At 57.7% G+C, this 11827-nt stretch carries 8 protein-coding genes; 3 read left to right on the top strand and 5 right to left on the bottom strand.

The features are described from left to right. Positions 1-5: 5 nt before the first annotated feature. The 3 genes from NKJ77_RS20765 to NKJ77_RS20755 all read left to right on the top strand — a co-directional run bounded on the left by NKJ77_RS20765 (position 6) and on the right by NKJ77_RS20755 (position 6144). Entirely contained in the window at positions 6-2138 is a 2133-nt protein-coding gene (locus tag NKJ77_RS20765) for a DUF8727 domain-containing protein (protein WP_352535680.1), read from the top strand. 380 nt (positions 2139-2518) lie between these two features. Then, the gene (locus NKJ77_RS20760) at positions 2519-3727 is read left to right on the top strand and encodes a DUF2357 domain-containing protein (protein WP_352535679.1); all 1209 of its coding nucleotides are present in this window, start codon (positions 2519-2521) and stop codon (positions 3725-3727) included. Positions 3728-3744: 17 nt separating this feature from the next. Continuing rightward, entirely contained in the window at positions 3745-6144 is a 2400-nt protein-coding gene (locus NKJ77_RS20755; RefSeq protein ID WP_352535678.1) for a hypothetical protein, read from the top strand. Positions 6145-6238: 94 nt separating this feature from the next. Here NKJ77_RS20755 and NKJ77_RS20750 read toward each other — a convergent pair whose 3' ends face one another. The 5 genes from NKJ77_RS20750 to NKJ77_RS20730 all read right to left on the bottom strand — a co-directional run bounded on the left by NKJ77_RS20750 (position 6239) and on the right by NKJ77_RS20730 (position 11822). Further along, positions 6239-8329, bottom strand: coding sequence for a 3'-5' exonuclease (locus NKJ77_RS20750; RefSeq protein WP_352535677.1), 2091 nt, complete (start codon positions 8327-8329; stop codon positions 6239-6241). A gap of 2 nt (positions 8330-8331) precedes the next feature. After that, positions 8332-9156: an HNH endonuclease gene (locus tag NKJ77_RS20745; RefSeq protein ID WP_352535676.1), complete on the bottom strand. Its 825-nt coding sequence runs from the start codon at positions 9154-9156 to the stop codon at positions 8332-8334. A gap of 13 nt (positions 9157-9169) precedes the next feature. Then, positions 9170-9829: a hypothetical protein gene (locus NKJ77_RS20740; protein ID WP_352535675.1), complete on the bottom strand. Its 660-nt coding sequence runs from the start codon at positions 9827-9829 to the stop codon at positions 9170-9172. Positions 9830-10118: 289 nt separating this feature from the next. Beyond that, positions 10119-11207, bottom strand: coding sequence for an HNH endonuclease (locus NKJ77_RS20735; protein WP_352535674.1), 1089 nt, complete (start codon positions 11205-11207; stop codon positions 10119-10121). Between the two features lie 78 nt (positions 11208-11285). Then, positions 11286-11822, bottom strand: coding sequence for a GIY-YIG nuclease family protein (locus NKJ77_RS20730; protein WP_352535673.1), 537 nt, complete (start codon positions 11820-11822; stop codon positions 11286-11288). Positions 11823-11827: the final 5 nt, after the last annotated feature.

Raw genomic sequence — 11827 nt, 5'->3', positions numbered from 1 at the left:
CCACGATGTTAGCTTTTGATCCAACCACCCTCGTTCTGCCTTCGCTGTTGGCACTAACAGCTCTCGCCGTCTTAATGAGCGGTATCGCAACCATGTTTCAGATTCGGCGCGCCCGGCTTCCTGATGCGACTCGCTACGAGCATGTGCGCGAGCTGCGCGCACAAGAGGAAGGGCTATTAGCCCAACGACGAGCAGAACTGAGCATTGTCGAACAGAAAATCCAGGAGAAAGATCGTTTGATCGCTGAGGTCTCGGCTCTGGAAGAGAGGCGAGATGCCACCAACGCAGAACTCTCCAATCTCGAATCCGCGCGAGTGGAGATCGACGAGGTTAAGCGCGACGCTTCGGCTGCGGCGGCCGAACTAGCCGAAGTTTCGCAGAAGCTCGGAGCCGCGACTGACGAACTTGATCGAGTGACCGCCGATCTGGACCCTGGCCGGATTGTCGAGCGCAAGCGTGAGGTGGAGCGTCTGACAGAGGAACTTCACCAGCTGGAAGCCAAACTGCCTGAACTTCGAGCCGAGCGCGATATCGCGTTGCGGGCGCTCGAAGAGGCGCGGAGCCTAGAGGCTACCAGGGCCGCCATCCAAGTGGAAGTGGAACGGCTAAATGGTGAGGCCGAACGCCTTTCAGTTCAGGTCGAGGAACTGACTGTTATCAAGGACCAGGTGGATCGGCTGCGGGATGAACTAGCCCGTGCATCTGACGAGTTCGGCCGTGTCGAAACGCGCCGCAACCACTTGCAACGGGAGCTGGAGGACCTGGCAGAGCGAAGCGACGCTGTGGAGCTGAAAAAGAGTGAAGTTCAGGCGATCGCCGTCGACCTCGCCCAGAAACGTGAACGTCGCGACGAACTGGCGGAAGAGGTCGACAAGCTTGCGGCACGGCGAGAACGACTGCTTTCGGAAAGTGGCGGCGCTGACATGGCCGCAGTGGACGAACAAGCCATCCTCGCCGACCTCACCAAGTTGCCAACATTGCTCGAGACACCAGCAACGTTGCGGGATGCCGGGCGAACAGAAAGCGCGGCTCTGCATGACGTCACCGGCTATCTGCAAAAGCATGGGCTGTCATATAGCGGGCGCACAGTCAGGGCCTTTCACACCGCTTTGAAGATCAATGACAATGCTCAGCTCACTGTGCTCGCGGGCGTGTCCGGCACAGGAAAAAGCCTGCTGCCGAGGCGCTATGCGGAGGCAATGGGAATGCATTTCCTGCAAATTGCGGTCGAGCCGCGTTGGGACAGCCCCCAAGATCTGCTTGGCTTTTACAACTATATTGAAAAGAAGTATCGCGCGACCGATCTTGCCCGTCTTCTGGTTCATATGGACCCATTCAGAACCGTCGAGATCGATACCAGTCTTTACGACCGCCGCGATCATATGGCACTAGTGCTCCTGGACGAAATGAACCTCGCTCGCGTCGAATATTACTTTTCGGAGTTCCTCAGCCGCCTTGAAGTGCGGCCCCGCTTTCAAGAATCGCAGGATGACAAAAAGCGCAAGGACGCTCTCATCCCGGTCGACATTCGCGGCTTGAAAAAGGCACTGTCGCTTTATTCCGCGCATAACGTCCTCTTCGCCGGCACCATGAACGATGATGAAAGCACGCAGTCGCTCTCAGACAAGGTGCTCGATCGGGGCAATGTCATGCAGTTCGCAGCGCCAAAAGACTTTCCAACAATGAACGAAGTTGGCAATGTGGCGCGACCCGACGGTGCGATGTCCTTCAAGAGCTGGAGAACATGGGTCAAGGGTTCGGACAGGCTCGACGACGCGCGCCGAAACCTTGCCGGTCAGATCGTTAATGGGCTTGCTGACATCATGGAGGGTTGCGGACGGCCCTTCGGCCACCGATTGCGGGATGCCATCCTCGCCTATTGTGCCAACTATCCGGTGGAGGGGAATGGCGGTGTCGATATCCGCGTGCCGCTAGCCGACCAGATCGAATTCCGGATTCTACCCAAGCTACGTGGCCTCGATATTGAAGGCCACCGGGACCCATTCGACCGGCTGGTGAAGCTGCTGCGCGACGATCTCGGCGACAGCATGTTTGCTGACCGGATAAGCGATCTCGTTGAGAGGCAGCAGACCGGAACCGGTTTATTCGTATGGCGAGGTCTCACGCGGCAGAGTTGATCCAAGTGACGGAGAAGCGTGAAATCGAGCTGTGGCTGCGACCTTGGGCCCTGGTGGACCTGAAGCGGCGCCACCGGCGACTCCTTGCATCCGGTTCGACCGCCATCGTGGACCAAAACCGCGCTGGCCTGTGGTTATACGTGCCTGCAGGAACGACTGCTGGTGCGGCTAGTCTCACGAAACTCGGCGAGCCTGTTTCGGGGTTCTCCACGGACGATGGTCGAACGCTACTCGTCCTGCCACTTCCGCTGAGACATTCGACCGGCTCGACTGTCCCGACCACGACCGGCACCACAAAGTTCTCTTGGCACTCTGCACCGGAAAGACCCTCAAGAACCCACGATCCGCAAACGGCCGAGGAGGAAGCCGCTCGTCGCCTGATGCTGCGTGCGGAAGCGGTCTGGGATCGACTGCGCGATGTCGAGACCGCGTTGGCCGACCCTGCCAACCTATGGGAAGAACTCCGAAAGCGTTGGACGGAAGAAGGCAATGACGTCCCGCCCCGAATGGATTTGATTGTCCATCACGCGGCCGCCCTCTCCCGGACCCTCGACGAGTTGGACCGCACGCCGCGGCGCATCCTTCGACGCACGAACCAGCAGGTTCCTATTTCGCGTGTCCAGGAATTGGACAGACGCGCGATGACCTGGCTGGTGCGGCAGCCCGGCGAGACGCTCGCCGAGCGCGCGGGCGACAGGCAACGCCTTTTGGCTGTTACTCGTGAGGAGAATTTCGACACGCTTGAGAACCGGGTGCTTCGCGCATATGCCGAGCTTGCCCGATATGCGGCGCGAAGCTATCTCGATCGAAACCGCACAAAGGCACTTTCCAATCGGGCACGGAAGGTCAAGGATTTCGAGCGGCGATGTAAGCGTCTCGCTCGCGACCTTGCCGATCGCGGCGTGCGGCTTGCTGAAGCCGGGGTGACCCCCAACTTCGTGCTTCAGCAGAACCCGCGCTATCATGCGATCTGGGAGGGGTGGCAAGAGCTCCTCAAACACGATCGGATCTTCGACGAACTTTGGCAGTGGCAGGCCCGATCGTGGGAAGAATTCTGCACGCTGGCGGTGATGGTTGCCTTGGTCAGCGTGCCGGGCGCGCGTCTGATCGCGTCGGCCCCACTTAGTTTCCTTGATGAGCAGAGGCGTGGAACGTGGACCGATCACGACAACCCGTTGGGCGTTTTCCATTTGCCTAGCAGCGGCATTGTGGTCGAGGTCCGTTACCGGATGGCCAATCCCGATATGCGATTGAGAGACTTTGGCGCACCGATCTGGGTTCGTATCGGCCGTGTCGGCGATGCACAGGCCTTCCTAACCAATTTTGCTATTTGGCCAGTCTGGGACATCGAAGGGGGTTTGGTGGAGGGCGAAATTGCTGAAGTCTCCGACTTGCTCCCCTTCGGCCGCAAGGCCCAGCTCGCCGCGGGAATCGTGCTGCGCCCTGCTGCCGCGGGCAAGGAGGCCGAGATTATGGAGCGCAACGGCGTCCTGACCGCAACTATGGGAACCGATGGCAGCGCCCTTAGCGAGGGCGTAGCAGCCGTGAGAAATTTCCTAACGTCTGTGATCCAGGCAAAGGCCGGCTGATGCGTCGACTCTCCGGCATGGATATTAATGGCTGGCACGATTTCGCGGCGCGCAACTGGGAGCCAGATGACCCCCTCGTGCTGCCGCCGAATCCAATTCTTGTGGATGGCGGTATCCACGGTGTAGTCGTCCGCCAAGAATCGGGCGTCTGGATCGGTGGCCCCCAAGCCAAGTTATCGCCACATGGACGCGGCCTAGGTTGGGGAAAGCTTGGCGATCCACTTCGGCGCGTGCAAGTAACGGAAATCTGCGACGATCTCGCTAAGACTCCTGAGGAAGCGCGCGATCTCCACACTTTCAAGGCCATCGTCGACTCGCTAGCCCGAGAAGCGCACTCCGTTACGATCACGGTTCCAGACCATGACGCGTTCGCTGAGGCATCCCAAGCTCGGTTGCTGAACCTGCTCGGCCACGGCCGACGCGCTCACCGGCTGCTCTGGCGACCTGTAGCGCTTTTCCTAGATGCCCTCGAGGTCGGTTCGATATCTCGACATCTCGAGGGCGGGCTCGTCCGATTGTTGATCCACTCGAGTTCGGGCATCGAGATGCAGTCGTTGCGTCTTCGCGGGGACCGAGATCATCCGGGCCATCTCGCGCCGGAACGAGATGGCTACGGCCGGATCGTCGTTCCGGAATTAGCCCTAAGGGCGATGCTAAGACGCGCTCAAAAAGAGGTGATAATCGCAAATCCGTCGATTGAGATCGGCAGTGGGGAAAAGAGCCAACTTGCATCGAAGCTACTCTTCGGTCAGGCGAGCGCAGGTGAGACGGAGATCCTCAGGAACGACAATGGCACTTGGATGGAGATCGTGGCGCCTCGCCTTGATCCGTGCGTTGTGGTGCAGCCGTATCGTTGCGATGGCGTGGCGGAGAGCAAGGAAGTCGTAGCGACGTTTCTTGCTACCCCGCTGGCCGAGCCATACGCGACCATACTGGCCGACTCTCTGAGCGATCAAATTCCCGACCTGCACCGGTTGGAATGGTCTTCAATAGCACGCGGATCTCTGAGGGCGGCTCAACTTATCGAACGAGGTCTTCCGCACTATTTTGATCGGCTCACACCGATAGGCCTAGCGATCCTTAAAGGCGAACTACCTCACTTTGAGGACTTGGTCGGCACCAAGGCGACGCTGCCCGCGAACCGAGAATATGTCTCCCCCATCTACGATGGTTTGATTTGGGGACGCGGGAAGAAAGAGATCGATTTCTACGTGGTCAAGGGAGAGAGGGAGGTTCGCCACTGGCGCGCGCAGCAAGACGTGCCGCCAACCAAGGATGTGAATGTCGAGCTTCGACTTAGGCAAACGCCTGGGCAAAGCTGGGCAAGGCTTTCTCTGACGTCACCGGAATGGGAGCCGCTACAGCGCAGCCCAATCCTACTCGACTGGGAGAAAATCAGCGTGGTCGAGGAGAGTCCCGAGGAGATATTAACAAAGCTAAGCACTCCACCGCCAATCATCCCCGACCGAATCGTCGAGCTCGCGAACATGGAGTTCTGGACCGGCAACGCGCGCTATAGAGGGATATTGGATTGCCTTCAAGACGGGCCTTCGGGCGGTGCTGATCAGATGGCAAAGCTCCTTTCGAGATCGATGCGCGATCCTGAAACTAGAGCGAGAACACGCCCCGTCGGCACAAACGGCGAATTGCCATTGGACCTGTCGGGCGTAGCCTCCGAGGCATTTATGCAGAGCCTCAATGACATGGGCCAAATTGTCCAACTCACCCTCCGTGAGCCTCGGAGGAGGCTGCGAAACAATGATTATCTGAGATGCCTCACTTGGGTGTTCACTCTTTGCCCTGAGAACGTGCAGAACGCCATCGTTGACGCCCTGGAAGCCGACCTTCGCGGAATCGGTCATCCCCTACTTGCCCCTGCGAATGCCAGAAAGGTCCTCACTCAAGGCGCAGGGCGGGCGCTTACCGGCCCGGAACGCATTGGGCGCGCGCTTGTCGTCCTTGCCGCTCGGCCCTCCAACTCTGACACACTGAACGCGCTTGCCATGATCCTGTCGCGGCGCAATGAGGCGCCAGCTTCGCTGACCGGCGAACTCGCCCAGCGGATCGCCGATCGTCTGGTAGGCGAGTTGCGCGAGCGATTGAATAGAAGAAACTTTCTCATACGTTTTAGAAACGCCCTCTCAGCAGCTGCTGGTCTCTTTCGATATCGTGAGGTCGAGCCATACGCACTGCTTTCGGCTCGAGATCCAACGGCCCAACGTCTGCGCGACGTGCTCTCACAAATCGGCGAGGCGCTGGGGCGCGAGCGACTTCTCCTTCGCAATCAACAGGAGCTTCGAGAGACCGTCCTCGGTCTCATCAAGCTACTGGATGGGGAAGGAGACCCGAATATCCTGCACAAGATCGACAGTCTAGACGACGATGACGACGGCAACGCCGATGGCCAGGACGATTAGTTGCTAGGCAGGGTCGAATCGAGATCACGGAGAGCCATCAGTCTAGCTACCTAGAACGAAGGCTAGGCGGTGACAGTTCTCGTGGCCGTGCCGTTCACCACCTCTGAAGGTCATCGAGGAATTCGGAACCAGGATTGACGCATGACACGAGTAGCCGCTCCCTGGCGCGCGTCGCCGCGACATAGAACAGTTGCCGTTCAGTCGCGATTATCTCATCCAGTTCGAATTCATCGGCCACATCCACTACGCGGGATTCCAGAGGCAGGACACCTTCGTCGCAAGCCATAAGGACCACTGCGCGAAACTCCAGGCCTTTGGCGAGATGCATGATGCCGAGCAACGCCTCATCCACGCCGGTCCTGCCATCGACCAAGGTGCGGGTTTTGACGGAGGCAGCCTCTGCGGCTGCACGTGCGCGCGGCAATTGTTGTTGCGAGCGCACGAAAATCCCAATTTCGCCAGGTGCAAATCCTTCGCCGATCAGTTCCCTCAGCATAGCGGAGACGATAACCTTTTCTGCGTCTACGCTTTCGGCAATGACGATTTGAGGTTCCGGCCCTTCGAAAACCGATACGGTCCCTGACCGTTGATCCTCCAATCCGTCTACGTCGCGAACGCTAGATGGAAGCAGCCGATCGGCCGCCTGGCGGATCTGATGCGAGGTCCGGTAGTTGACCTTGAGAATTGAGGAGCGACCGCGAACATCGATACCCAGCCCCTTCCAGGAGAATGGCTGCTGGAAGATACGCTGGCCGAGATCACCTGCAAAGAACAGGCCATCTGGCTGCGCTGGGGAGATCGCGGCAAGAAAGCGCAGCTCGGCGACGCCTAGATCCTGCGCCTCGTCGACAACAATATGGGTGAAGGGCTTTTCCGCTCTTGTCGCGTAGGCGAGCATAACCGCCTCAAACAAGTTGGCCGGGCTCAAGAGCCCGCGCCTAGTGAGCGTTTCTCGCACCCGGGCAAATATGCGCCAAAGCCTTTCGCGCTGGCGTGCGCCGAGTCGATTCTTGCGCCCCATGCGCGGGACAGTGGCATAGGCATCATCGCTGTCGATCCGCCAGGCATCAATGACGTTTTCCCACTCAGAGACAAGGAACTGCGAAGAAAACTCACTCTTCTGCTGGTCGGCCGCGGCCTTGAGAACTGCCGTTCGCATAGTTGCCTGGTCAGCTACGTTGGGCTCGCGCCCGGTGGTGAGTGCATAGAGTTCACGCGCAGTCTGCTCAAAGGAAGAGATCGTTACACGGCCTAGGAAACCTTGCCGATCGGCCGCGAGCACAGCAAGTTTCCGAGCAAGAGCGCGTGCCAATGGATCGGAAAAGGTGGTGAGGAGCACGCGCGCATCGAGACGCGTCTTTAGAATGCGCATGACTCGATGCAGCGCGACCACAGTTTTTCCTGTCCCCGCCGAGCCCGCCACTCGTGCCGGTCCATTGTAATCGCGGTCGACAAGGCCGCGTTGCAGTGGATGCAGGAACACGGCCCATTTCTCGAAAGGCGCATCGAGTGCGGCCTGCAACTCCTCGGCGCCCTCCAAAATCCGGAACCGGCGCTGCGTGTCGGGATGCGCGAGAGGATCGGCGACCGGGGCGACTGAAGGCTTAAGCATGCCCGTAGCCGCGTATTCGAACAAAGCCTCGACAGCCTCCTGCGGAAGGTAGCCAACAAGGGCGAAAAACTCGTCCTCCGTGGCAGTGGCCAAATCGTCCAGCCAGTCTTCGGGCACTCCAACGGAAAGCAGATCGTCGCTCGACAGATCGGCAAAGAGCAAGGGCGCCTTGACGGGCGACGGCACTTCAAGCGGCAACGTCGCCTGAGCAGGACCGGCCGGTGCAGATGCGATCTCCTCGATCAATTCGCGCACCTCCACGATCTGGATCGCACCGGTTTTGGGATGCGCCTCGATCCGGCGTCGCTCTGCCCATTTGTAGGCGTCGTCATGATGACCGACGTAGACGAGCATCAGGCTTCCACCCGTCTTGTGAACGATGATGCGCAGATCCCGGTTGACCCGCACGGACCAGAAATTCGGATCCCTCGATTTGTCGATCCGATGGAACTGCAGGCCGGGCTGGTCGGGGTTCGCCTGTAGGTCGAACGCTGTCAGCTTCGCCTGCTTCTGCTCATCGTTGACGAGCTTGGCCAGGGACGAGGTGAAGCTGTCAGCGAGAATCGTGGGCATCGTTAATGCTGAAAGCCGAATGACCGTCGATGACCGGCGAGATATTGTTGCATTCGCTCCCCAGGTTTCCGGCTCAACCTCTTGGCCTTCCCTATGAGGTTGTGCTGGTTTTCGAGAACCGACTGATTGACCAACATTTCTCCCGTATCGCTGAATGAAATCAGTCCCGCATCAAAAAGCGCATCAAGCGTGGCTATTAGTGGGAGGCCGTTCTCGGGATCAAGGCGCTCGGCATTGTCGGCGTCGCGCCAAGGCAGGATGTGAGAGGCTCTAACAACGATATGCAGATCGCAGGACGTGACTGCGCACTTGTTTCCCCATCTGGCCATAACTGAGGTCCGGAATTGGCCCTGCCCGATCCGCGCATCGATAAGCTGCTTGCGTTCCGTGGGACTCAAAGCACGCGCATGCAGAATCGCCTCGATATCCGTGGCGACAGACGATCGAACGCCATGTCGGACCAAGAGTTCCAGTTTTGGCGTGACGGCAACGATATACCCGTTCTTGTATTCAAACTCCGCGACATTCTGACCGTCTGGACCCACAAACTTGAGGCATCCACCATCCATCGAGCGTGGCCGCCCAAGACTATCTGTAAACCGATACGGGACGGGTTTTCCTATCTCTTCGAAAATCCGGACGAGATGGTGCTTGAAATAATCCGTGCGCGGTCCATCGCCTTCGCCGTCACTTTTCAGCGTGTCGCGTCTGAACAGCGCGTGGCTTGACCTCGAGAACGGCTGCGAAGCCCTGGTGCCGTCCGGCTTTTCATAGTCGGGAAGCTCCACGTCCAATCTCGCGAAGGGCACCTCGGGAAGGTCAGGCATTTATTACACCTCACTACGTCAAGACGGCCAAGGGCCATCCGAAATTGAACCGACCGACGTAGTATTTCTCGTGAAGGTATTCGAGATCTGCTTCCCATTCTCGAATAGCTTCGTCGAGGCGGTCGGCATCGCGCCGTTTCGCATTCCTCGTGAACGCAGCTAGAGACTCGGCCATCTTCTTCAATCGACCCGCGGATTTTGGGGCGCCCCACGCATCCATGTAGTCCTTGGGAAAAACCGGCGGTAAGAAGGCGCCAAAAACTCGATCAAGAATAGCGCGACGAACCGGCGCAGGTTCGCCGTTTGTCTTTCCGACCCGATACTCCAGATAGCTCAACATGCCGTCATCAGTCTTTCCCGCGAACGAAAGACTATGGTCGCCACCATTGGCCTCGGTTGTTGGCCAGTTGAAGAAGTCACCCGGATTGATTTGTTTGAGCCCTCTATTGCGCCACTCAGCTTCGACTGCGTTCAACATCTTGATCGGTCCAGCCGGGGGCTTAGTCGCGCTCCCCTTGGTCAACAGCCTGATAGCATTCTTCCAAATTCGGACCAATTGATCCGGCTGCATCAGCGGCAACTTCGCGATAATCCCATCGACATTTCCGGTGCTTTTTGGCTGGCCCTGTTCATTGCGCGCTTCGCTAGCCTTCGCCTTCGTGGCCAAGCGCATTCGCTTTTCGACTCGAACGCGCAAGGCAGTGGCAGCATCGGCCGGTATTGGGTCGGCCTTTTGTCGTCGTGCCAGACCGCGCTTCCATTCAGGCCTGCGAGATCGTGTTGCCGATGTGGTCCGTATGCCCAATCCTTACACCTTAATTTCCAGCAGCTTCGATCTCTGCATGTCTCAGACGTCTATCATGTCATTGGCCTCCGGCCTTTCTACACGATTAGGAATTTTTGCCGCGAAAGCGAACACTGTCGCCGTGTTCCGCGCCTAGGGGCATCTTAAACTTTAGATCTCAACCAGCTCGAAAAACATAGTCACGATGCCATTTTAGATATGTGGCAGTCCCACTATGCGGCGGTTTCTGCAAACCGTCCGATAGATGCAGGATGCGTCGCTCGTCATCAGAAACTAGGCCTGATATCAGCAAATCACCGGCCTCGCCGAACGAGATCAAACCTCGGTCGAACAAGGCGTCGAGATGTGCAACGAGGGGCAGTCCGTTTCGCGGGTCGAGCCTTTCCTTGTTGCTCGAGTCGCGCCACGGCTTGAGATGCGAAGCGCGAATGACTTCACCTACACCGCAGCCAGTGATAGCGCACTTTCCACCCCAAAAGGCGAGTGTTTTATCTCGGAATCTTCCTTGTCCAAGTCTGGCGTCGATCAGCGCAGCTCTCGTCGTTGGCGCAACGGGTAAGTCGGCGAGATCTTCTTCAATATCGGACTCATCTGTGCAGTTCCGTTTCAACTGTTGAGCCGGCAAATCTCCGCGCAGCAGATCAAGGATTCGAAGCGCGGTTTGGCGCGAAATCTCCTGATAGGACCCGAACATTCTGACTAATGAGCTTTTTCCGGAAATTGACTGAGGATCTAGTTGGAGAGGTTCCGCCAATGGCACGTAGGATTCTGCAGGGCATATCCAGTTCGGCACCCAGTGGATTTCGTCCTTCCAGTGCCGTGTGAATCGTTCTTCATCATCCCGGAACAACTTTCTCACACGCGCGACTGACCAAGCATCCAGACGAAATCGGTCGTCAATTCCAAGCCGCTTCACAATTGAAAGGCGTCGCTTTTTTTGCGTCTCGTCGATGAGGGATGTCGCATTTCCTGCGACTGCAATGAGAAATTGTTGCCCCGAATGCGCGGCTATCATGAACACAAAAACTCGGCCATCATGCGCCTCGAGAGGCTGATTTCCAAAGCCCTCCGTGTGGAAGGCCTTCCATCGTTTGCCATCTTCGGTGAACTCTAATTGTTTTGAGTTATTCCATTCCTCATGCCCATATCCATTTTCTTTGGGATAGCCCGAATGAACTATTGCTCCGCTGGGTTGGAGATAGCCGTTAGAATTCCAAACCACCGGCTTCAGCAGATAAAGCGCCATTATTCTCCCCCTAGACCCCAAACGCCTTCACAATTTCGTCTACAATCACCTAGACCGCCATCTATAGCATTTGTCAGACTATTCTTCTTCCTCAGAAAAGTCTTCTTCGTTAGGTTTTTGGTTCTGACGATTCAACGGCACTTGTCGGAAGTGCGTAACATCCTTGCCAAAGATGCCACCCTTCAAGTTCTTGATCGGTTCGCCCGCCATGATGAGGATGGCTTCTAGATGATTGAGCACATTGACGCGATCGGTCCGGATTTCGTCGGGAACCTCGCGTAAGCCGCGAACATCAACCGCGGTCTGCCAATCGACATCGCAGATTCCGAACCATGAAAATCGTGTCCATCGTTCAGAAAGAACGCTATGCGCGTGCTTGCGGAGTCGAGGATAGAGGCGTCGATCCTTGCCGCCTGCCTGACCCACATAGATTAGCCGGAAGGTGTCATCGTAGAGAGCGTAGATGCCACGCTGCTGGGAGAAATCTACTCGGCCGCCGTTTATCTTGCGCACGCCGAGCCCAATAAGCCTTCCGTGCCGCCGCTGCTTCCAGTCCACTTCGTGCTTGCGCCAGAAGAGACCGTAATTTCGGATCAGCCGCCCGCCCTCTTCCATAGCCC

Origin of the sequence: Mesorhizobium sp. M0052 (genome assembly GCF_040323255.1) — a bacterium.
Classification (GTDB): Bacteria; Pseudomonadota; Alphaproteobacteria; order Rhizobiales; family Rhizobiaceae; genus Mesorhizobium.
The sequence above is the reverse complement of the archived record's forward strand: the minus strand, read 5'-3'. Positions and strand labels throughout refer to the sequence as shown.

What these genes read in the sequence shown, in the direction of transcription:
- NKJ77_RS20730 (WP_352535673.1), bottom strand. Translation starts at nt 11,822, where the DNA reads ATGGAAGAGGGCGGGCGGCTGATCCGAAATTACGGTCTCTTCTGGCGC.
- NKJ77_RS20745 (WP_352535676.1), bottom strand. Translation starts at nt 9,156, where the DNA reads ATGCCTGACCTTCCCGAGGTGCCCTTCGCGAGATTGGACGTGGAGCTT.
- NKJ77_RS20755 (WP_352535678.1), top strand. Translation starts at nt 3,745, where the DNA reads ATGGATATTAATGGCTGGCACGATTTCGCGGCGCGCAACTGGGAGCCA.
- NKJ77_RS20735 (WP_352535674.1), bottom strand. Translation starts at nt 11,207, where the DNA reads ATGGCGCTTTATCTGCTGAAGCCGGTGGTTTGGAATTCTAACGGCTAT.
- NKJ77_RS20760 (WP_352535679.1), top strand. Translation starts at nt 2,519, where the DNA reads ATGCTGCGTGCGGAAGCGGTCTGGGATCGACTGCGCGATGTCGAGACC.
- NKJ77_RS20765 (WP_352535680.1), top strand. Translation starts at nt 6, where the DNA reads ATGTTAGCTTTTGATCCAACCACCCTCGTTCTGCCTTCGCTGTTGGCA.
- NKJ77_RS20740 (WP_352535675.1), bottom strand. Translation starts at nt 9,829, where the DNA reads ATGCGCTTGGCCACGAAGGCGAAGGCTAGCGAAGCGCGCAATGAACAG.
- NKJ77_RS20750 (WP_352535677.1), bottom strand. Translation starts at nt 8,329, where the DNA reads ATGCCCACGATTCTCGCTGACAGCTTCACCTCGTCCCTGGCCAAGCTC.